This window comes from Pseudomonas sp. FW215-R2 (genome assembly GCF_058789255.1).
In genome coordinates this window covers 113,050-135,878 of the sequence record NZ_JBYTBO010000004.1, presented here as the reverse complement: position 1 = coordinate 135,878, position 22,829 = coordinate 113,050, and the positions used below count along the sequence as shown (strand labels likewise).

The 22,829-nt window shown below is 52.5% G+C and carries 17 protein-coding genes; 8 read left to right on the top strand and 9 right to left on the bottom strand.

The annotated features are described in order from the left end of the window. Positions 1–20: 20 nt before the first annotated feature. Together AC3WRD_RS07435 and AC3WRD_RS07430 are read left to right on the top strand one after the other, a co-directional pair. Positions 21–1,403 carry an LLM class flavin-dependent oxidoreductase gene (locus AC3WRD_RS07435; RefSeq protein ID WP_102619969.1) on the top strand — a complete coding sequence of 461 codons (1,383 nt, stop codon included), beginning with the start codon at positions 21–23 and terminating at the stop codon, positions 1,401–1,403. Between the two features lie 202 nt (positions 1,404–1,605). Beyond that, complete coding sequence (locus AC3WRD_RS07430; RefSeq protein ID WP_083369126.1) at positions 1,606–1,854, top strand: CsbD family protein; 249 nt, start codon at positions 1,606–1,608, stop codon at positions 1,852–1,854. Between the two features lie 229 nt (positions 1,855–2,083). Here AC3WRD_RS07430 and AC3WRD_RS07425 read toward each other — a convergent pair whose 3' ends face one another. The 9 genes from AC3WRD_RS07425 to AC3WRD_RS07385 form a co-directional block, all read right to left on the bottom strand. Further along, positions 2,084–2,293: a hypothetical protein gene (locus AC3WRD_RS07425; RefSeq protein ID WP_102619970.1), complete on the bottom strand. Its 210-nt coding sequence runs from the start codon at positions 2,291–2,293 to the stop codon at positions 2,084–2,086. A gap of 51 nt (positions 2,294–2,344) precedes the next feature. After that, complete coding sequence (locus AC3WRD_RS07420) at positions 2,345–3,406, bottom strand: SDR family oxidoreductase (RefSeq protein WP_102619971.1); 1,062 nt, start codon at positions 3,404–3,406, stop codon at positions 2,345–2,347. Positions 3,407–3,616: 210 nt separating this feature from the next. Beyond that, positions 3,617–7,375, bottom strand: coding sequence for a hypothetical protein (locus tag AC3WRD_RS07415; RefSeq protein WP_173861309.1), 3,759 nt, complete (start codon positions 7,373–7,375; stop codon positions 3,617–3,619). A 526-nt stretch (positions 7,376–7,901) separates the two neighbouring features. Further along, positions 7,902–8,405: a hypothetical protein gene (locus tag AC3WRD_RS07410; protein WP_102619972.1), complete on the bottom strand. Its 504-nt coding sequence runs from the start codon at positions 8,403–8,405 to the stop codon at positions 7,902–7,904. Positions 8,406–8,425: 20 nt separating this feature from the next. Further along, on the bottom strand, positions 8,426–9,433 hold the full coding sequence (locus AC3WRD_RS07405) for a DUF6896 domain-containing protein (protein WP_102619973.1): 1,008 nt from the start codon (positions 9,431–9,433) through the stop codon (positions 8,426–8,428). A 1,149-nt stretch (positions 9,434–10,582) separates the two neighbouring features. Next, positions 10,583–11,275 (bottom strand): ImmA/IrrE family metallo-endopeptidase, encoded by a 693-nt coding sequence (locus AC3WRD_RS07400; protein WP_102620057.1) that lies wholly within the window; start codon positions 11,273–11,275, stop codon positions 10,583–10,585. 244 nt (positions 11,276–11,519) lie between these two features. Then, on the bottom strand, positions 11,520–12,092 hold the full coding sequence (locus tag AC3WRD_RS07395) for a GNAT family N-acetyltransferase (protein WP_102619974.1): 573 nt from the start codon (positions 12,090–12,092) through the stop codon (positions 11,520–11,522). 49 nt (positions 12,093–12,141) lie between these two features. Beyond that, positions 12,142–13,011: an ImmA/IrrE family metallo-endopeptidase gene (locus AC3WRD_RS07390; protein WP_102619975.1), complete on the bottom strand. Its 870-nt coding sequence runs from the start codon at positions 13,009–13,011 to the stop codon at positions 12,142–12,144. A 14-nt stretch (positions 13,012–13,025) separates the two neighbouring features. Continuing rightward, the gene (locus tag AC3WRD_RS07385; protein ID WP_102619976.1) at positions 13,026–13,397 is read right to left on the bottom strand and encodes a helix-turn-helix domain-containing protein; all 372 of its coding nucleotides are present in this window, start codon (positions 13,395–13,397) and stop codon (positions 13,026–13,028) included. A gap of 212 nt (positions 13,398–13,609) precedes the next feature. Here AC3WRD_RS07385 and AC3WRD_RS07380 point away from each other — a divergent pair, with 212 nt between their 5' ends. The 6 genes from AC3WRD_RS07380 to hyoA all read left to right on the top strand — a co-directional run bounded on the left by AC3WRD_RS07380 (position 13,610) and on the right by hyoA (position 22,565). Beyond that, entirely contained in the window at positions 13,610–14,359 is a 750-nt protein-coding gene (locus AC3WRD_RS07380) for a multiubiquitin domain-containing protein (protein WP_102619977.1), read from the top strand. After that, entirely contained in the window at positions 14,334–15,524 is a 1,191-nt protein-coding gene (locus AC3WRD_RS07375; protein ID WP_102619978.1) for a ThiF family adenylyltransferase, read from the top strand. The genes AC3WRD_RS07380 and AC3WRD_RS07375 overlap by 26 nt, the downstream gene beginning before the upstream one ends. Further along, on the top strand, positions 15,521–15,964 hold the full coding sequence (locus AC3WRD_RS07370; protein ID WP_219737190.1) for a ubiquitination-like system serine protease family protein: 444 nt from the start codon (positions 15,521–15,523) through the stop codon (positions 15,962–15,964). Before AC3WRD_RS07375 ends, AC3WRD_RS07370 begins: the two co-directional genes overlap by 4 nt. Positions 15,965–16,072: 108 nt before the next feature. Then, positions 16,073–16,783, top strand: a complete 711-nt coding sequence (locus tag AC3WRD_RS07365) for a hypothetical protein (protein WP_102619979.1) — start codon at positions 16,073–16,075, stop codon at positions 16,781–16,783. Between the two features lie 779 nt (positions 16,784–17,562). After that, positions 17,563–18,060, top strand: coding sequence for a 3'-5' exonuclease family protein (locus tag AC3WRD_RS07360; RefSeq protein WP_102619980.1), 498 nt, complete (start codon positions 17,563–17,565; stop codon positions 18,058–18,060). 161 nt (positions 18,061–18,221) lie between these two features. Next, positions 18,222–22,565: an NACHT domain-containing antiphage protein HyoA gene (hyoA, locus tag AC3WRD_RS07355; protein ID WP_102619981.1), complete on the top strand. Its 4,344-nt coding sequence runs from the start codon at positions 18,222–18,224 to the stop codon at positions 22,563–22,565. The last annotated feature ends 264 nt before the right edge of the window (positions 22,566–22,829 follow it).

The following is a 22,829-nucleotide window of genomic DNA, read 5'->3' as shown; positions in this document are numbered from 1 at the left end:
ATTTTCTTGCAGGAACCAAGATGTCCGATCCTAAACCTCTGTTGTTTGCACTCTATGAACAAGCCAGTGTCGGATGCGGCGGTGCGCCGAGCCTCTGGACGCACCCGGCGGACGAACGCCTGGCGATCAACTCGCTGGGCTATTGGTCAAACCTGGCCCGGATTGCCGATCAGGCTCACCTCGACATGCTGTTCTTTGGTGATGTGCTGGGTTTCTACGATGTGTTCGGTGGCAATGCCGATGCGGCCATGAAATGGGCGGTGGAAGCACCGGCCAACGATCCGCTGATGATCATTCCGGCATTGGCGGCCGTGACGGAAAACCTCGCGTTTGGTGTCACGGTGACCACCAGTTATGAGCACCCGTTTACGCATGCCCGGCGTTTCAGCACGCTCGATCACCTCACCAACGGGCGAGTGGGGTGGAACATCGTCACCTCTTACCTGTCCAGCGCCGCCCGCAATTTCGGGCTGGAGGAAATGATCAAGCATGACGATCGCTATGAGCGCGCCGAGGAGTTTCTCGACGTGGTGTACAAACTGTGGGAAGGCAGTTGGGCCGACGACGCCGTGGTTGCCGACAAGGCCCGCCAGCTGTATGCCAGAGGCGACCGGGTGCGACCGATCAATCACGAGGGTGCGCACTATCGCGTGGCTGGGCCGCATCTGACCGCTCCGTCCCCGCAGCGCACACCGTTGCTGATCCAGGCGGGCTGGTCGGGACGCGGTCGCGAGTTCGCCGCCAAGCATGCGGAACTGATCTTCATCGCCAAGTCCAACCCGCAGGAAATCCGTCAGGGCCTGGAGGACATCTGGGCCAAGGCTCAGGCGCGGGGGCGTCAACGTGAAGATGTGAAATCACTGACGGTGTTGCGCATCGTCACCGCCAAAACCGAAATCGAGGCCCAGCGTAAATACGACGAGTTGCAAAGCAACTATCACTTGCAGGCACAACTGGTCAGCTACGCCGGTGACACCGGCATCGATATAAGCCGCTACGCCGACGGCGACGCGCTCTCGACGCACACCGAAGGCCTGACCTCTTACGTAATGCGCCCCGATGGCAGTGGCAAGCCACTGACGGCGGGCGACGTCAAACAGCGTTTCGCCAGTGTCACTCGCGGCAGCGACCTGATTCTCGTCGGTACGCCGCAGCAAGTCGCCGACCGCATCGAAGAGCACGCGCGAATTTCCGGCACCAGCGGCTACATGCTCAACCCGTTGATCAGCCCAGGCAGCCTTGAAGACTTCGTCGAACTGATCATTCCCGAGTTGCAGAAGCGCGGTTTGTATCGCACCGAACCTCAGCGCGGAACGTTTCGTTCAAGGCTGCGCGACGATGGGTCGAGTCACTTGCCGGCCTCGGCATATGGAGCATCGTTTCGCTTCGGCAAGGCACTCTAGGGGCGATGTGGCGAATACTCCATACACCGCGCGGGCGCAAGGGCATGGCGTAAGTCCAGAAGCTAATCAGTGCTTTTCCGCTTCTGCAGTTCATCAACATTGAACTTACTGCCTTGCTCGCTCCCCTAAAGGAGCGCAGGCAATTGGCTGCTGCTCGGTAGGTAGGCTCTGAGCTCCCCACTTACACGAAGGTTTGTGAATCATGAAGAGTGAACAGGTAGAAGGCGTAGCAGAAAAACTGGCCGGCAAGGCGCAGAGCGCGGTCGGAAAACTGATTGGTGATTCGAAGATGGAGGCTGAAGGCGCGGGACACCAAGCGGCTGGGCAACTGACTAAAACCTACGGCGATGCACTAGATAACGTATCGACTTTCGTTAAAGAAAAACCGGTCGCCGCACTCGCAATAGGTGCAGCAGCGTTGATCCTTATAAACCGTATTTTTCGTCGCTAAACGTGTAGGAGGTGCCGCCAGCCTTGGTGACACCTCCTTCGTTGGTGATATCCGGATAATGGATGCCCGCAAGCGATACCTTCAAGCCCCCCGGTTTTGCGATCAAAGTACGATGAAAAATGCCATTTACCTGTTGTGCTCTCTGCGTGCGCAAAATTGATGTCGGCCTTCCCTGTAATGTGGTGTTCACACGACACTTGCTTGAGATCAAAATCGAAGAGCGGCTAGGTCATGGACGCTTTTTGAGCCGGGCTAAACCCTGTTTGATATGCCCGGCGTTCTCACCGATGCCCCACAAAGCGCCGCGAACATTGTCTCCAACCACAGAGCTCCCCTGGGCTTCGATGTGGAGCGTTAACTCCATCAACGCCGCCTCTAGGGCGAGCTGATTCTGATACATCCTTTCCAGCACGTCGGACAACGAGTATTCGCCTGCCATTTTCCTTCTCCTCTCCTTGGAATCTTCTGAGAAAACCTGTTCTGCAATGACCTAGGGTATCAAGCGCATCTCTCGTAGTTTGTCGAACACGTCGAAAAATGCTTGATCGCTTGCTTGGTATGCAGTGAAGCCCATGGCGCGGCTTTTGGACATGTCCGTGACAACTTCGATTGGTCGACCAAGGTCTGCATCGGTGTGCCATGGGGATATCAGGCGACCAATATCAGGTTCTTTCAAACTGTGTTCCGCGACTATTTGCGCCCATATGACTTGGTCATCAGCCATCTGCGTCTCAAGAGGTGACACTGAAGCGGGGTAATCGGCAGCAGGCAAGTCGAAGTATTCGGCAATTCGGCTCCACATCCATTTCCAACGAAACACATCGCCATTGGTGACGTTGAATGCCTGGTTGGCTGCAGCCGGCATGGTGGCTGCCCACAGTTGTTGTTTCGCCAGCTGCCGGGCATCCGTCATATCAGTAAGGCTGTCCCACTGCACTTTTGATCCGGGAAACACAAATGGGCGATTGGTTTGTTTGCAAATCGTGGCATAGACGGCGAGGGTGGTTGCCATATTCATCGCGTTACCTACGGCAACCCCGGTAACGGTATGCGGGCGATGGACGCTCCATGTGAAGCCATCCTTTTCAGCAGCGGCGAAGAGTTCGTCTTCTTGGGCGTAATAGAAGTTTTCGACATCCAAGCGACCCTGCTCTTCGCGGAACGGTGTTTGCGGAAGGCTGCCTTTTCCATAGGATTCGAACGGGCCGAGGTAGTGTTTGAGGCCGGTAACCAGTGCGACGTGCTCCACACTTTTGGCTGGGCGAATGGCGGCGAGCACGTTGCGTACCATGGCGGCATTAACGCGAATGTTCTCGGCTTCCGTGGCTTGCCGTGACCATGTGGTAATGAACACATGAGTGGGTTTCAAATCCGCCAGCGCCTGTTCCAGCGAAGCAGGATCCTGAAGGTCTGCCGCGACAGGTATTACGCCTTGCACTTGCGACGGGTGCCTCGATAGCGCTGCGACCTGCCACTGGTTGTCGATGAGTAACTGAGTGATGGCGCTGCCGACGATGCCGCTGGCGCCCACGACCAAAGCTGTCTGGGTCATACGTTTCTCCTGGATTTAGGTTTGAGAGTCCACGTTCAACCTAACCGGATTCGCATTTGGTCTTGCGACCTGCACTCACCGTCAGTTAGTCGAGATACTTGGTCAGACTCACTACGTCTGCTTTGACGAGGCCACTTCGTCGCAATTAGGGGAGGTGCTTGACATATGCTGACAAAACTCAACGCACGCCAAGCCCCTCTTATTACACTTCTACCAACGCGTGGCTCGCTGAGCAGCAGCAATATCTGCCCGTTCGGCGTCGGCTTCCCAACCCTCAGCAATCCTGCGGAGCATTGCTGACGTTCTTACTGATGTTATCGTTTTCGTAGCCCACTCACGCGATTGAGAAGCGAGGGCGCGTTCCTGATCCCCGCCCTCATCCGGCATTTTGCTGTACACCCCGCGCATGTTGTACCGTTCGAGGCTGATGCCTCGCTCAACCTCAGGCGATGCCAAAACTTCAATGACGTTTCTGACGGCCTCGTGAGGCCATGCCGAATCTTTCGCTCCAAGCGGGGCGTGTGCCAGTATTTGTCCAATCAGTTGATCTGTGACCATACCCCTGTTCGATTCCTGCGCCAATTTTCGGACATCTACGCACCAAGTCCTCAGAGCAGCTTCATCCACGTCGTTTCCTTTCTGACCTGGCAGCTTCTTTAGCCCCTTGAGTAGCCGATAGGTAGCGGTCGCCAGCTTTCTATCCGTTTCGGAAAGATCTCGAGGCTCTTCGTCTTTGGCTCGAAATACCCTGCTAACCATGCCCATAAAGAACACTGGCTGCTCCAGCAAAAGCTCATGGATCGTAAGGTTGTCGGTACGGAGCATGGGAAGGTACATGAACTCCATTGCTGCCAAGCTTTCCCGTGGAAGGTCAGATCTTTGCGCCAGTGCGGAGAAAATTCTGTCTACGTCCAGATATCCAAATGTGCTTTTCGCATCTGGATCTGCGTTATGTTCGGACACTGCCGAGGACATGATTGCTTGAATCGTTGCGACGGGAAGCTCCCCCAATCGCTTTTCTGCTGCGGCCAAGGCTGCGGCGGATCGCCCCACGGTACGATATTTTTCGATAGCAAATTTAAGATCTTCTAGCGGCGCTTGGATCCTGATCGGCGATTTTTGGCTCCAGTACGCTGCCTCCGTCTCCCTTCCAAAGGACTTGACGTAGTTCCAGCTTTCCCTCGTTTCGCCGAGCCCCAAAAGCACAAGAGCGCTCTTCTGATGATCCCAGCCGCTTTTCTGCAGAGCGTCCTTTGCATCTGTGGCCCAACTGTCACCAAAGCGTTCCATACCATGTGCCAAGACGATGCTTGCAGCGAGGGCTGACTCGCCAATGGTGCTTGAGAGCAGCCTGGTGAACAGTTGCAGAAGCTGGTTATCAGTAAGCTGTAGGCCGCGAATCGAGAGCGTCACCAAGCGAGGAATCTTAACGCGCTCTATCAAGCCCACAACTCCATCGATTCCCGTCGCATCCATAATGCCCCTGAGAGCTTCCCCGCGGGCGTCCTCCACCGCCTGAATTGGGTCGGAGGTCTCATCGGCCAAATCGAACGAGGGCATCCAATCGTCAAAGAGCCAGCTTACAGAATCCACTAAAGCTGCGGGCTTGTGTCTTTCGACCAAAGCTTCGAGCGTTTCGATACTGTCAGAAGGCAATGCCCAGTCTGCGTCTTGATACTTTCGGTGGCGCAGGGTTTGTTTGCGAAGTGCATTCCATATTTTTGATTGCTGTTCGTCCTGGGTAGCACCAAGAGCTTGTGCGAGGCCGTTTACGATCAGCTCGAACGTGGGGTTCTGCACCGCGCCCAAGGAGTCGATCAGCGAGCTCCAACGAGCTGGATCATATTCTGCCCGGGTTATCGCGAGCTCAACGATTCTTTCCTCACTTTTCCAGACAAGCCCGTATGTCAGGTTTTCGTTATCTCTCTGTTCGGGCTCTCTGAATCTCGGCTTCGTCGTCGGCGTGCTGGTGTCGCTAAATCGAGGGAGTAGTTGTTCCAGCAGCGGCCATGCGATGACGGGGACGTCTTTAATAATCGACTCAAGAATCGCGAGCCGATGTTGAGTGCTGACGGCAGTGCCGGGACTCCATGAAAGGAAGATCGAGCGTAGGCTATTGATTGGCCGGTTCGTCAGCTTTCCACCAGGATCCAGAGCTGCAAGCTTTGCGAGGCAGAGTGCTGCTCGTTGCAAGAAATCCGGAAGCCACGCCAGCGCCTCCAGAGACCACAACAAACCGCAATGATAGGTAGTTGGGGTGATTAGGCCCGGGTATTCGTCGAAGATAGGACGGATCGTGGCGTCGCCCTCAAGCTGACGCTCAAGGGCCTCAAGAAAAGGGTGTGGGGAGGCCTCCGCCAGCAGGGGGAGTTGTTGCTCTAAGCTCGCAATGAGCCGGTGATCGCTGGACAGGCCTGGCAGTCCCCGGATGACCTCGTCAACGAAAGTTTGAGGGTTCGAGCGTGAGACTTTGAATTGCGCTTGCTCATGTAACACGGCCATGTGTAGCAGTGTGTTCATAAGGCCGTTTTTTAGGGATTCAGTATGCAGCGGATTTTGATCTCTACTGCCTGGCATCAAAAAGGGCTGATCCGCAGTAGGAGGTTTGTGCGCTTGCGCAGCTTTTGAAAAAACTGAGGTTACAGCTTCCTTGAAGCGATCCAGATGTTTGCTGCTGATGAGATGCCCTAGGTATACAAAAGCGTCCACTGATGCTTTCATCGCCCAGAGATCTTCAATGCGCTCTAATGGCGCATCCCGCATCTTGGTAAATTTGAGCAGCTCTTCTTCTGCGTCATCGTAATCTTTACGGGTGAGCAGACTCAGGATTGAGCGATCCGGCTCCACGTCAGCCATCCAGGATCCAGCGAGTAGAGCAGGTATCAACAAGTCAGCATCTTCAATCCATTCAGGATTTTCAGCCGTGCCACTAGGGTGCAGTCGAGCCAGAACCGCTAGGCTGCGGCCACATGTTCTAGCCAGTTGGTAACCGGCGTCTTCGTTCATGCCCATATTCATGAACGCCTTGCCCATTTCTCTGCTGCTTGGCCTGCGAAGGAGAACGTGGTCGTGGCTTTTCTCATCTGCCCCGGCACTGATGACGGTAACACCTTCACGAGCGAGTCGCCCTGCCGAAGCCCTAGCGCCTTGTCGTGGAAGGTAAATAAGATTTTCGAGCGTTAAGCAATGCCTGACGGCTTCTTCCGTTTCTACGACTAGGGTGCGGGCCTCCAGTACGTTGCGGATGAGTTCCGGTGCGCTACGTATTGCCGCGATGACGAAAGCAATGACCTCGTCAGGAGAGTCGGCTGCAAATGCAAGGCGGCCGCTGTTTTGATTCAGCTTTTCCAGCAACTCTTTCGCTTGATCCTCTCGGCTGGCGAGCAATACCGATTCGTTCAGTTCGGGTGAGAATCGACTTGAGTAGAACTGCCAGAATTCTTCAGTGCTCTGAACTCCGATTTGGGGAGTGAGCTTGAGCTCGCAGCTGGCCCATTTCGACGCGACGGCCGGGCACTGGGCGAGCCAGTCCTCTAACCGCGTTCCCTCGAGATACTCAACTTTTTTCCACTCCCCTAGGGCGTTTTTCTCCGCAAGCCAGTCAGGCAGTTTCTCTCCTCCGGTATCCCAAGTTCGAGGTGTAACAATCACCAACGTAAGGTTCGCGCGATCAGCCGGCGCGACCTCGCTGGTGCGTTTTTTATAGTCACTCTCAGCCTTGGCTTTGCCTGCACCACTTGTTCCAAACTCCCAGACGGACTTGCCGTCCGGGATGAACGATGAGGAGGAGTCTGCGTCAAGTTCGCCATCGTAGCCTCGAACTTGGCCTTTATCCCCGTTTGGAAATCTTAGGTATCTGACTTTTGATGCCGTAGCCCATATTAGGTCGCTCACGAGGCCGGGCATCTTGCCTTTAGCCTGGACTGTTTCGGCCCACATCTCCAGATCAAGCGCTTTGATCCACTGCAACTTTCATCTCCTGATTTCAGTAGCCTGCAGGTTCCATTTTCCATTCAGCTTTACTGGACGGACTGCCGCCACTTTATTCTCGGGCGGTTGAGAATTGCGAGGGATTTTCTTATCTATGGGCGCAAAACCTCTTAAATCGAAAGAGGTGAGCACGGCGATTTCATGCGGCATAGAGGTTTGCTTGCCGCTAGCTGCGCCACTCGCAAACCTACCCTGAAACCTTCATGGCGCCCACGGCCAACGCATAATCGCTTGTACTGGCACCTCTGCGTGGCGAGACCCCAGAGAGCTCGTGGTCAACCTGCGGTTAACTTTTCTCCAGTTCAGTCGTAATGGTACGGCGTGTTCGCTGCATGAAAAACGCGCTTAAAAGGATAGAACTGGTGCCCACTTAAATTTAAGTGCACACCATGTCTTGGCTTTGCGATGCTGGGTACCTAGTCTTACTTGGATATGCTGTAGATATAGCTGTGGGGCATTTGTCAGGGCCCTAGCTAGAGGGTACAGCTGAAGCCTTAATACTAGATTACTCCTTAGGAACTATTGAAGTGACTTGGTTAACGTGCGCAGTGTGATCAGAACCTCCACTGGTATCCGCCATAAAGCGTTGTGCATTTTCTACAGAGTAGAAAAGTCCAAATATCATGACAAAGTAAATGCCCATTATTAGTAAGCATGCTTCAGCCAGGGCTGACTTATAGTTTTTTATGAGGTAGATGCATGTCAGACGATTCTTGCGCTTTAAATTTTCCCCATCTAGGGTGTTAAGAAAGGGATCGAGCCCGTCGGTCGCCCCGGCTCTAAATTCTTTAAAGAATGTCTTTATGTTTGCGTGTGCAGCAAGATAGAGAAGGAGGAACATGACAAAGCAAATCGCTCCCATAGGAATAGCATCCTTATAATTCTGCTTTGAAATGAGTATTTTGAATTTTCCTCCAGCTATTCCGACCAGTACCATCAGGAAAAACTGAATTGACGTATTGCGAAGGAACTCTAGGAAATGCTTACGCCCAGAATTTAATATCCACATTTGCAGCTCCTTGCTGGTAATTACGAAACTCGTGTATTGAGAGGTAAAGCTGAGGTGCTTGCTTGTTTTTTGGGGCCAAACTCACTTTCGTTCTCCCGGCCGTTGAACATGCAATAGCACTCGCATAGCACTCGATAGTCAGAGAAAAAGGATTCGAGATCTTTGTGGATTTGCCGCGCCCAAGAGAGGCGGTCTGAGCTTGGCGAGAGAAATGCTATTGTATCGTTAATGCTAGTGCGCAGATGAAATACGTTATTTCGAAATTTACGCAAATCGTCGTAGTTCTTATTGATGACGCTATTGAGGTTGTTGTATTTTGGAATTAGCTCTTGGTAATCATTAGGTCTTTCCTCATTGAGCAGTCTGTACATATTCAGTTTCTTATAGCCCTCGCACGTTACGGCTAAGAAACCGAGCCAGGAGCTCATGTATATTCTGAAATTTATTTCATCAGTTCTGCTAAGCTTTTTATTTTTATTCCATTTTTTAATCAGCGCATCGTATTGTTTCAGCATCAAATCAGCTGCGTAAAAATAGTGTATCTGGAGCGTCAGAACTTTATCCTGTTCTCTATGAGGGAGTAGGTCTCCTTCCTCACGGCTGTCAATAATTGAAGTATATTCTAGGGGCTGACTTGCAAGGCGATACAGGGCGGAGTCCAAGGGGGTTATTAATTTTTTTTTGATCGAATCTTGAAAGCACTCGTGGAACTCTTCATCTGTTGAGAATCCGTAGTTCTCCAGCCTTTCCTTGGCGAACCGTATAATACGCCAAGCGTCTAGCCCAGAAATTTCTCCATGTCTGCCGAAATCGAAATCTACTGTGCCGTTTGGTAAATCCACGCTACATCCGCATCCGTGCTTAAAGTAGTTGATGCCGCTATCTAAGTTTGAGATGTGCGACAGATCAGTATTTATCCATTCTATTGAGGTGCGGGGAAGGGGGATTCCCGATTTCTTAATTAACGTCAAGGCTGTTCGGACAGCTTCTAGGTAATCGCTAATCAAATTGGAAAGTCGTTCGTCCATGATGCCTCGAAATAAAAGTAATTAAGGAAGTAGTAAGGCTTTAGAAAGTTTATCGTAGTGCATTAGCTGTCTCTAAGTGAGCGCACATCTAATAAAGAATGAGCGAAAAAATCTTAGGTGTTCCAGTATTTCTGGACGTTAGCTCGCGCATTTCCGACCTTTTTCGCGATTGTCTTCTTGTCTAGACCCTGAGCCTTCAAACTTCTGACGGCATCCGCATTTAAGGGCTGCCTAGGCTTCCCTTGGGAGCGCTTGATGAGCTTTCCATCACTGAACTACTCATCCACCAACTCCCATCCTCCGGACATCTCGAAATCCCTAATTCGCAAGGCGTTACGCTGCAAAGTCTCCGAAGGGAGTTGGTCACCCTGAGCGGCAATGGCTAGAGTGACTACCGCCAAAAGGTTGAGGCCTAAGTAGTCAGCTATCTCGTCCAGTTTCTTCAATGTCGGCTTCTTTCTGGCCTGCTCAAGCTTCCTACATTCGTTCTGTGTGTTGCACCCGCGAGATCCTCGTAACTCAGTCTTTGGTGTGCAGGGGCTACGCGCAATGCCCATTCATGAGTCGGATCCTCAAAAGCGAGGATACGGCCAGGGACGGGCCGTTACAATAAACAGTCTATAGTAATAACATCGTGCCGCTCGATCAGCTCAAGCCGGCTACAAAGTCAAAACGGTGCTGTGTCATAACTCCGGAATCGACATCATTTTGGAGCAGACTATTCCACAACCCTGGAGAGAGCGTTTCCACCAAGCAACTATCGGGTCGACCAGGTTGGTTGATGGGCCTTTTGCCGCAGACTGGGATGAATTTCTGCCGAGTTGGTAAGCAGAGATTCATCACCTAGAGCAGCATAGGGCCGCCAGATACAAACCTGGAACAGGCTGAGCGGATGACGGGAATGGGACAAGACGACGATGACACGGTGTACTGCGATATCCAGATGCACTAGCCCAGGGTCGAGAGCTTCTGGAATTAGTAAATGCACTGCGAGAATCGAAAGCTCATCCGCGTCTCGACAAAGTCTTCGAGCACATGTAAGACGAACTCAGTACATCCATCGATTTCGTCGCAAACCCACCGACCAGGGACTTGTTTCGGCCGACGCACCACTGAGCATCGGCACTAGAGCATCAAGGAGGATAGCGGCTAAGGCCAGCGTACTAGCTGAAGCTCCTTGATTCGAATCGCCATCGCAATATCCGACACCCCAAATTGAACCGAAAGTGGAATCAAATTACGGTTGTTGAACCGGGCGCACCTTGCCAACGAAATCTCTCGATCAAGCGAATCCCTTTCTGCGTTCAGAAGCGACCATGGATCTGAAGGATTGAGGTGGTAACAGGTGGTATCAGTGAAGGGGAAGGGGCCCTTCATCTGAAATTGAGCAGCAAAAGCATCCAGTAGAAGTCGGGCTGGTATCAAAAAACACGCCGCAAAGTAATCAGCCTCCCTTTCCTTGGGAGGGCGACTTTGTCCTCGTGCCGATCCGTCTAAAGGCTTATCACGATGCATCACCTCATCTTCATGAAGTACAAAGTGACCGATCTCATGAGCGCCAGTGAACCGGATCACATTCAATGGGAATTCGGTGGAAACAGCTACGCGTCGAATCGAGCGATTCATTAAACCAGCAGCCTTGAAGCGTTCACCCTCTCGCCCGAAGAGTGGAGAGCCCAGATTAGGAAGGAGCTGGTAATCAAGTCCTAAAATATGGGCCGCGACCTCAGGTGCCAGCATCTGAAAAGGCGTTAGGTGCCGGTTTGGCCATAAGCGTTCCTGGTTGTCCCACATTTCTTTATGAAGACGATGGGCTGCTTGCTGGATGCGTTCACGATTCATAGCCTTGTACACCATATGATGTGCTATTTGCGCATCCTTATTAACCATATGTAGTATTGTCAATCATCTGTAATGCCAGGGTGATGTCGAGCTAAAGACATGAATGGGCTCCCGGTACTCGTGCGCTGGATACTCCAGCCCAGAACCCATCTCGGTGCCTGTGCTGTTGCAATCCAGACTAGCGACTACCCTAGTTGAAGGTTTGCGTACGCAGCCACGCTTCCACTTTTTGCCATCGGCCCACCTAGGAAAGCTTTGACCTGCCTGTATATAGAATCTCAAGCAGTCGCTGTCTCTCAGCAGGTGAGGAGAAACAGTCATCAATCTGCTGCAGTGGTTTCCATTCTGATTGTTGTTCAAGTGCCTCCTGGATAGCTTCGACTGATCCCATCCAATGTCGGCGGCTATCGTAGGGCGTGAAGCCCAGGCGCTCGGCAAAAGCAGATGCTTTAGCGTTGGCACTTTCAATCAGCAGATGTTTGTAGCCAAATTTTGGCGCCAGCTCTACCAAACGTTCAATTAAGGCTCGGCCATGTCCAATGCGCTGGTGCTTGAATCCAATCCGAGCGATCACCAAAGTATCCCGTGGACAGTTAGCGTCGGGTCTCCCGAATAAACGGAAATAGAGATCGAATTGGGTGCTAAGTGCCGAGACTGTGGCGAATGATCTCCAGACCCGCTGCTGGACGTACCTGGGCTTGTAGGTGAACCGCTCAAGGATAAAATCCTTCAGGTAAGGTATTAGATCCTCAGACCGTGCTTCGGCAAATTCAAACCAGTCTTCATCACTTGCGGCTACATCGGGAAGTCTCGACATCGTCGCGCTCCTAGTCTGGTGCACAGCTGACCAGTTTTTAATAAGGCCACTACCGATACTTAGACCAGCCTGGGCGGCCATCCAGCTCTTCCAAGAGATCTTCGTCATCGTGTTTCGCCCGGTAGCCGCTCGAAACCAGGCGAGGATCGAGCTCTTCGAAATTCAGAATCGATTGAGTCTGCCTGGTCGGGGCGTGGTAGGTGGCTTGTTCGTAGCAGGCGAACCGCCGAGCATCATCACTGGTGCTCCAATCACTCCCGTCGATGTCTGCCTCATGAAGGCCGCTGATACCTGCTTTATACGCTTTTGCTGCGGCAGAGTTTTGAGGAAGGGGAATCCCTTTGCTGATCCATACTCTGGCATCGCGCAGGGCCTTTGAGCCAATGGAATACTTAACCACGCCGTCTTCCGCGACGACAAAGGCCAGGTGGCCTTCTGAGGCTTGGGCGAACTTGGAAGCGATACATGAGCGCGATGCTTGGAAGCGTTCAGCCAACTCAGCAAGGTGCTCTAAAGTGAAGTTCATGTCTTCCGCGAGCGGCTGGATCAATGCCCAGGGAACCAGGCATTCAGCAGCGAAGACGTCGCAGGAAATCTCTTCCTGAGGGCGGCCCGTGAAGCGTTCAAGCTCATCGCCAATCACCTTCTCACCGTGCAGCGAGGGCAGCTCTAGGACGTGGTGCGCGATCTCATGGAGGATGGTGAAGCGCTGTCGAACAACGCTGTCCTTTTCATTCACGCAGATGTACTTCTGTCCACGCCTTTCGAAAGTGTTACCTGCTTCACCATCTGAAAGCTCCACACGTGAGACCTTGAAGCCCAAATGAAGAGCGAGCGCATCTACATCAACAGGTGCTGTATCGATGCGTGCGTCCTTCAACAGCTTCCTGGCTCGCGAGACCACAACGTTTTCGTCCATGAAGCTCCTCGTCGTTACATTTGCTGAATGAGTTGGATGCGCTTGAGCCAAGCCACTTCGGTGTTCGGACGCTCACCTCGAAAGCTCATTGTTGCTACGTCTTCAAAATCTTCCCATGGGATGTCCGTGCGGGACACCATCAAGTTGTAAAGCGAATCTTCAACAGTGACCGATTTAGCCAGCAACTTGAAAACATCACCCTCACGGTCATCTAGCTCGAGCGCGTGGCTCAGGCGTGCTACGACTTCCTCTGAAGGGGCTGCCCGGTCTCCTTTCTCCAGTCTCCAAATATAAGCGTGATCTAGATCGCCTGCACGTTTCTCCAAGTCACGAAAACTCAGCTCTTTTCGTTCACGCATGGCAGCGATGAACCCGGCCAAATCCATTTTTTTCTCCAACCTATTGCATTGCCCGATAGGGCGGGAGTAGTCTGTTGCCTAGTCAGACAACAGCTCGCGATTCATCATCCATGATAAGCGGCTTTTTTTTGAAGTCCACTGTTGTCTGACAGGACAACGACCTTTGGGTCGTTTTTTAAGGACGGTGGTGTTGTCTGTGTAGGCAACAGCTCATTTGGTTCAGATACGAGGTTTTCCCTATGTCACAGTTGAACGATTTTGAGGTTGAAGACGTGGCCGCCGCCGTCTTAGCGGGCCGCGAGGTACGTGATCATGGGCCGTATAAAATCCAGCTTGGCAACGATGCTCTGGAATATCGGCAATTAGTGATCGCGGATCCTGTTCCAACGGGGCAGCAAGTCTTGGAGGCTGCGGAGCTCCGACCAGTGGACGATTACTTGCTGTTCCAGGTTCTCACCAATGGCCACTTGGAGCTGCTTAGCCCCACTGAAACTACCGACCTGCGCAAGGCCGGCATCGAGAAGTTCCTTGCATTCAAGAGTGATCGCACCTTCCGCTTCTTCATTGATGGAGGTGCGCAGGACTGGGGTGCTCAGCGTATTTCTGGTCGCACCTTGAAGCAACTGGCCGGCGTGGATGCTCAGAAGTACGACATCTTCCTGGTCATCCCCGGCGATGACGATGAGCTTATCGAAGACCGCGACTTGTTCGATTTGGCCCGCCCTGGGGTCGAGCATTTCGCTGCGGTGGAAATCAATATCAAGGTCTTCGTCAATACGCAGCCAGTGTTTGTCCACTCCCACACTTTGTCGTACTGGGAGGTAGTTCACTTGGCCTACCCGGACGCGCAGCCTGCCCCCAATGCTCACTTCACCGTGACCTACGCCAAAGGCCACGAAGGCAACTCGCTCACTAATTTGGTTGATGGCCAACACGTCCGGATCAAGAAGGGGATGCACTTTAATGTCACACCAACTGATAAGTCGTAGTCCTCACCTCCTGCGCTTGCGCAATGAAGGGTACAACCTAGATACCTACGAGGGTTACCTCCTGGTTCATGACGTGCCCTATGTAAACGCCCAGCGCCAGGTGTGCCGCAGCGGTGTGTTGGTCATGGCGCTCAATCTGACGGCAGATGTTGCGGGCCAACCGAGCGATCACACGGCGCATTTCATTGGTGACTGCCCTTGCGATTCAAAAGGGCGTCCCCTCGAACAGATCATCAACAACAGCAATTCGAATCAGTTGTTACCGAATTTGGTCGTGAACCATTACTTCTCGGCAAAGCCCCGGAGCGGCAACTACTCCGATTACTACGAGAAGGTCTCGATCTACGTTTCAATCCTGAGCGGCCAAGCTGAGGCATTGGACAAGGACGTCACAGCTAAGACCTTCGCGCCAATCCGGTCGGATATGGAGGGAACTGTCTTCGCCTACACCGACACGGCGTCGGCACGCGCCGGCATCGGAATGCCCACCGAGAAGTTCAAGGGATTGAAGGTGGCAGTAGTGGGGCTCGGCGGTACTGGTGCCTACATTTTGGATCAGATCGCTAAGACCCCTGTAGAGGAGATCCATCTCTTCGATGCGGACGTGCTACAGCAGCACAACGCGTTTCGCTACCCTGGAGCGGTGTCATTCGTTGATCTAGCTCGGGGTATGAAGAAGGTTGAGTACCTCCAAGAGAAGTATGGAGAGATGCACCGTAACATCACTGCTCACCCATGCATGATCACAGCGGAGAATGTCGATGACCTATGTGCTTTCGACTACGTTTTTCTCAGTGTAGATAACACCACGGTGAGGGATTTTGTGGTGAAAGCGCTCCGAGGTACCCGCACATCTCTGCTTGATGTCGGAATGGGGGTTCACCTAGTTGGTGAGACACAGCAAATCTGGGGAATGTGCCGGGTCACAACGCTTACATCTGAGCATTACACCCATGCGGCTCGTACCATGCCTCTAACTGAAAATCCTGTAGAGGACATCTACCGCTCGAACATCCAGATCGCTGATCTGAATGCCCTCAATGCGGTGCTGGCAATTGGTGCCTGGAAGCGGCTCTGTGGTTTCTACGCGGACAACGTCCAAGCTGGTCACTTCACCTACGCGACTCACCTCAACGAGATGGGCAATAGTGAGGAGTGTCCATGACGATTAGAAACCTCACTCCTCAATTTGTTGAGCGTTTCCCAGATAAGCTGGAGCAAGGCGAGCTTTATTTAGCAATGGAGTTCGCAACTGCAGCACATCTGTGTGCCTGTGGTTGCGGCAACAAGGTGATCACTCCGTTCTCTCCCACCGACTGGCAGATGTACTTCGATGGTGAAACGGTGTCGCTCAAGCCCTCCATCGGAAACTGGTCATTCAAGTGCCGCTCGCATTACTGGGTTCGTTCTGGTCGCATCGAGTGGGCTGGCAACATGTCTCAAGAGACGATCAACTTAGGACGCAAGCGTGATGCCGAAGCGAAGGCAAGGCTACAGTCGAGCGAGCCGAGAGAGCAATTGGTGCTTCAGTCGGCACCTAAAATCCAGGAATTGAACAATACACAATCCTTCACCACCAGGCTGAAGAAATGGCTCGGCCTCTGATGGAGTCCCCCAATTTCAGTCTAGATGAGCGGGCCCGTACAGAGGACACGGGCCCTCACTCGCCGTAATTTAACGTCAACATTCTCATTGGCTATGAGATGAGTATAAATGCAAAATCTCAAAATACTTTTAAACACCCTCGAGGCCATGAAGCCCTACCGTCCGCAACAAGCTTTGACCAAATTTGAACTCGTCGTAGATCGAGTCTCCAAATATGGGATAATTGCTGCCTCTGCACCTTTCCTTGTGCTGATATTGCTCGCGCTCTGGCACAAGCTTATCTTTAAGCTGGCGGGGGGATGGGTGACCTTGGCTCTCTGGAGTGCGGGACTTTCGCAACTAATTGCGACGCTATCTTTGCTATTCCCCCCTATTCTCATGATATGTAGTGTTTGGATGTGGAAAGAACGGTCACGAATTCTCCGGGATGCTGAGATTGACCATGACCAGCATTTTGCAACTCAACTCAGACGGTATGAGGCGAAACACCTAAAAAGTGCGAAATATTACTTAGAGTTGAAAATTAAAAGATTAGAGCGGCGCCTGGGCTATTTCATTGAAGCTGACGGCAAAAAATTTGCGGCATTCTCACTACTTATCTTGAATTTCACTCTGGGTAACATGCTCCTTCAAGGAAACTGGTCATCTCTATTTTCCTCAAGCTTGGACAGCCCTATATCTACTCAAATAGTGACGATATTGATGGGGTTCGTTTTCGCAATTTCCATTGGTGCGATGTGCGTACGGTTTATCACCAATCGTGACGCTTATCGAATAGAGCTGATAGAGTTATCGCTGGCGTCCCGAGACCCTGCATGATCCTGCGTATTTCGAAACGAACCTCTACATTTCAGGGATCAGTACGTAGAGTTCTTCAGAACGCAAGGCTACAGGTAAATTGAGGTGATGACTTCGGACGAGACAAGCAATTGGAATGAGATGGGCATCAACATCAAGTGACGATGATTACTAGATTTAAATACACGAGAGTTTTAAGCGGATGACCGCTCGATCCGGTTGCGGGTGATCACACGGTTGAATAGATATGGCAAGCGGAGCGCGCGGCGTGTGGGATGAAAACCCGAAGGGCCGAGGCGTAGGCGTTGCCAAGGCTCGGTTCACGACAGCCATTCCCCGCAGGGGCACGAACAAAAATGGCCCTTTTGGGACGCGGCGGCAAACGACTAGGTTGAGTGGAGAAATCCGATGGGTATGATAGACGATCACGACACAGTGTATTGCGATGTTCAAATGTCCCTCGCATAGGGCCGGCAACTGCTGCAGTTGGTAAGCACACTGAGTCAGTCAAATGCCCACCCGGCTCTCAACAGGATCTTGGAGAGCATGCAGTGCGCGCTCACGTGTCGACAACCCACCAGTTTTGCACTCGTGAGCAAAGCTATCCAGGCTTACGAATAGGCCGTCGTTTTAGGCCCAAAAGTAGGGGTAAAGCAAAGACTGCATGCGTTGAAGTGCAGTGGCGCGGGAAGACCGTGAGTGCCCGTACAGAACTCCCCTAAGTAGCCGAAGCCCTATGCGATTCTCCATTTAACCTGTACTTAGATCTCTAGGGTGAGACCACACATGGGGAGACTGCGATGAAGCTATTTTTGGACTGTGAGTTCACTCAGCTCAACCAGGATACAAAGCTGATCTCGTTAGCATTGGTCTCAGAAGCTGGAGACGAGTTCTATGTAGAACTGACCGATACCTACAAGGTCGAAGACTGCAGTGACTTCGTAATCCAGCATGTCTTGCCGCAGTTGAGCCTACCTCGATACGGAATGTCACTTGTGGATGCACAAGCTGCGCTGAGCGCTTTCCTAGACAGTATCGAAGAACAAATAGAGGTCTGCTCCGATGCTCCAGACTGGGACTGGGATTTCTTTTGTCAGCTCGCAAACGCGGATCACAAATGGCCAAGCCATGTGGCGAACAGACCTACCAATCTGATCCACTTGTTCAGACATTTTGAAGTCGGCGACATCGGTGACACAGCACTTCCCGAACTTCCACATCATGCCTTACTCGATGCCAGACTCCTTGCCGAGCTTTACGAACGCCTGACAGCAACCTCCAAGTCGGTTGGAGATTGATTGCCATGAGCCGTGGCGAAGAGTTCCGTTATCCAGAGATGGCCAGGAGGTGATTCGGAGTACAAGTCGAACTCCCAGCGCGGGTCACCGGCGGAGACGGCATTCGAGTAGGATGGTGTAGACCCCGTCGGGACTGCTCCTGACTTGCTTTGAGACTCGCTATGACCAAACACTCGGACGCCTTCATTGACCTTGATCGCACCTTCTCCAAAATCCCTCTGGATGCTGATGTGTCTGATGATGTCGACCTAAGTGGTAGGCATAGCCGGCAGGGGGAGCTCCGCTGGCCAGACTTAATAACTCATCATCGAGTGATACTGCTGTCCGAGGCGGGATCAGGTAAAACTGCTGAGATTCGAAACGTCGCTTACGAGCTCCGGAGCCAAGGTAAAACCTCGTTCTTTCTTCGTATTGAGAACGTCACTTCAGACTTGGAGGACGCGTTCGAGGTGGGGACGTTTGATGAGTTCGAGAGCTGGCTCGCTTCAGACGGCGAGGGCTGGCTGCTGATGGATTCAGTCGACGAAGCTCGGTTAAATGATCCGAAAGATTTTGAGCGCGCAATTCGAAAACTTGGTCGATTGACCCAGAACGCTGTGGGCCAAGCGCACATAATCATTACTGGACGAAGCACAGCATGGCGCGCAAAGACGGATCTCGCGATCTGTGAAAAGGCATTTGCGTTTAGGCCCGTAGCTCGACAAGCGCCTTCCACAACAAGTGATGGTTTTGAGGGAGTTGTGCAAACGGTTCCATGCAAAAAAACGGAGCCAGTTACGTCGTTCCTCTTGGTGACCTTGGACGACATCCATGACGAGCAGATTGATCGCTTCTTAGATGCCACTGGCGTCCAAGACATCAAAGCGTTTCGCGCCGCAGTTGAGCGAAAGGAAGCATGGTCGCTAACCACGCGCCCTCTGGACTTTCTAGAGCTCGTCGACTTTTGGCTTGAGCACCATCGAATAGGCTCGCGCTTGGAGCTCATGAGAAGCAGCATTAATCGCCGCCTTGAAGAGCGTGACCAAGATCGTGCCGAATCTAGACCCATTGCTCCAGATAGGCTCAGAGAAGGCGCACGCTTAATTGCAGCAGCAACGACATTAGGGCTAACGTCTGCGATCCGCGTCCCTGATGGTGAGATCAATAAAAGTGGGATTGCCATTCGCGAGGTGCTGACGGATTGGAATGACACAGAATCAGCAGCCTTGCTGAATCGACCAATTTTCGAGCCGGGTATCTATGGAACGGTTCGTTTCCACCATCGGACTGTCCGAGAATACCTAACAGCGGAATGGCTCCACGAACTCATCCGTGGCGCAGGTTCGCGGGTCAAAATCGAGAACTTGTTCTTCCGTACACAATATGGGCTGGAGGTTATCAATCCTTCGATGCGTCCAGTTCTACCCTGGTTAGCGCTGTTGGATGATCGTATTTGTACACGGCTGGAGGAGGTTGCTCCGGAGGTGTTTTTTGAGGGAGGCGATCCTGGACAGCTTCCACTGAGTACACGTCGGAGGGTGCTGCGTAAAGCGTGCGAGCACTTGGCGCAGCCGGCTCACAGCTGGACGATGACTGACTATTCAGCCGTACAGCGATTCGCGCACCACGATCTCACTGAAGACATCAAAGAACTACTGACGCTTTACCGCACCAACGATGACATCGCCTGGTTCCTTTTAAGAATGGTATGGCAGGGCGAGGTGGTGGGTGCACTTGCAGAGACTAAGCAATTTGCCCTCGATGCTCAGCACAAACATACTCGTTTGGCAGCAATCCGAGCTGTTATCGACCTGGGGACGGCCCAAGATATAGCCGATGTGCGCCTAGAGCTGCTGGCAGGAGACTCCAAAGTTAACCGGGAGTGGCTAGCTGAACTGCTTGACGGGCTTGCGCTTGATAGCCAATGGCTGCCTTGGCTGCTACAGGCGATCGAGAGAAGTGCGAAGAAGGAGCGATATAGCGGTAGGGATTCCCTAGCGTTGAAGCTTTCTTCCTTGGCAATGGATTGTCCGCTAGAAAACCTGCCAGCCCTTATATGTGGGCTCGGTGCGCTCTTGGACAAGCCTCCAACTGAAGAGCACGGTTTCAGCGTCATCTCTAAAAGGTACGCCTGGCTAGCCGAGATAGCTGGTCTGGCTGTCCTCCGTTTGCTCCAGGTACAAGACCCGTTTGCGCTTGATGAGTCCGCCCTTGCGATTCTGAGCAAGCTGGCCCAGGCGCACATTTATGATGAGCGAGACACTCTAGAGCTCGGAGAAAAACTCCGGGAGATCGTGCCTACTTGGCCGGAGCTGGATTACAAGCTGTTCTGGTATGACGTTAGACTAGCTCGTAACGGCCGAGTACATCGTGAACCTGTAATTCACGTCTGGCAGTTGCTCGGTTTCCGGCCATTCTGGTCGTTGAATAGTCAAAACTTTAGCCTCGCCTGCGAACACATTGTTTGCCTCACGAATATGCATGATCGACAGATGTCGCTCAGTATGGCTTTCAACATCTACACACAGCACAGCAAACCATCCTCGTGGGAGACCCAGCTTCGGCAATCCGTTGATGCTCACGACGAGCTTCGCGAGAAGCTTGAAATTCTCTTAAACCCACCGGAGCGAAAAGTTGAGGAGTGGGAGATCAAGCAGGCTCAGTGGACTGAGGAAGCGGCCCAACGAAAAGCTGAAGAAGCAGAGCATCGTCGCTCATGGCAAGAGGGGCTCGCCGCCGATGTGGCTCTGATAAATAGCCCTCAGCCAGGCGTAATGACTCGAAGCCAATCTTACCTAATGGAAAGGATGCGTGAGGGCTCGTCCTCGTCTAACACTTGGAGCAGCGGACATTGGCAGTCGCTCGTAACTGAGTTCGGTTTGCCAGTTGCCCAAGCGTTTCGTATTGGCGCTGTTAATTTCTGGCGGGGTTATTGTCCTGCACTGCCATCTGATGGGGCTTCCGCAAACTCGACCCCATACCAGGTGATTTTTGGGTTGACTGGACTTGCTATTGAGTCCAAAGAGGAGCCATCCCGCTTCTCGCAGATGTCCGTCGATGAGGCTGAGTACGCAGCTCGCTATGGGATGCTTGAGCTGAACGGTTTTCCGGAGTGGTTACCCAAGCTCTTTGGGCTGTACCCGCGAGTTATCCGAGAAGTCGTAATGCGTGAAATCAATTGCGAGATTGATGCGCCACGTTTGGAGTTAGGCGGCAATCGGGTGCTACAGAGACTGCGTTGGGGTGGGAGCTGGATGTACGAGGAGCTTGCTGCTCCGCTCATGCTCCGGCTGACACAGCACATAAGCGACCTTGAGTCGAACCAGCTCGTGCTGAGCATTGTGCAGGAGTCGTCGGTCGCTGATGAGTTACTGGCTGAGCTTGCCTGCAAGCGTGCCATAGAAGAGGTCAATTTGGAGGTTGCGCCGACTTGGTATGCCGTTTGGGTTGGAGTGGAGCCGGTGCTTGCTATTCCGGCATTAGTAGCTCGCATCGACTCGCTATCTTCAGATCAGGAAAAAACCACATTTGCCATGCTTTGCCTGATTGCCATTGTCGGAAGCCGCACTGCCAGCCGTTGTCGGCAGAAGTACAAAACGGTTGAGAATGTCAAATCGCTGTATCTGCTGATGCACACATACATACGTATTGCAGAGGACATTGACCGTGCAGGAAAAGGCGTCTATTCGCCGGGACTTAGGGACGACGCCCAAAATGCTCGTGATGGGCTTTTAGCTATTATCCGAGAGGCACCGGGGAAGGAGTCATTCCTAGCATTGCAGGAAATTGCACAGGCCCACCCTGCGGAGCGTTTACGGCCGTGGAGCGCATTCTATGCTCAGCAAAAAGCAACAGCTGACTCGCAGACGCCGCCGTGGGAACCATCGAAGATCGTTGAATTTCATAAGTCGCTGGAAAGCACACCGTCGACCCACCGTGATCTCTGGAATATCGCGATCGATCGACTTCTGGACTTAAAGCATGATCTTGAAGATAGCGATTCGAGCTACGCAGAAATTTTGCTCCAGACCAATCACGAGACTTCCATTCGGAAGTTCATTGGTAAGTGGTTAAGGGATCATGCTGCGGGACGCTACGTCGTGCCTCAGGAAGAGCAGCTTGCCGATGACAAACGCCCTGATTATCGATTTCAAAACAGCGACTACTACGCACCCGTACCTGTCGAACTTAAGCTTTCACAGAACTGGAGCGGCCCCGGGCATTTCGAGCGACTTGAGAATCAACTCTGCGGGGATTACCTCCGCGATATAAGCTCAAGCTGCGGCATCTTTTTGCTGGTAAATCATGGAGGTCAGGCGACGTGGGAGACCTCCACCAAAGGCCGGGTCGGGTTTAATGATCTAGTAATCGCATTGCAAGAACACTGGTTGGCCATCGCTTCGAGGTTTCCTAACGTCGAAGACATCAAGATCATCGGCATAGACCTCACCAAGCGGGGAGGGGTGGCCGCGACCAAAGCGATCGAAGCCAACCAGGCGGAGGTTAACCAGATCGATGATGAATGAGAGCATGCGGTGGCTAAGCAATTTGAAAGCGAGCTAGAAAGGGGGCGGCTTTTACGTCGTGAGAGAATGATTGTATTGGCAAAGCCTGGTCGAGCACGATGCCATTGGTGACTTGCCATCGCTCCTTCGAGCCATAAGCTCGGCTGCGTGGACACTGAATGAACTGTACTGGTCATCGCACTAAACGCTTGAGTGAACGGCGACTCGAAATCACCTGCTCTCGTATCTCATCTGGATCTATCGACATACCGCCGTCTGGAGTAA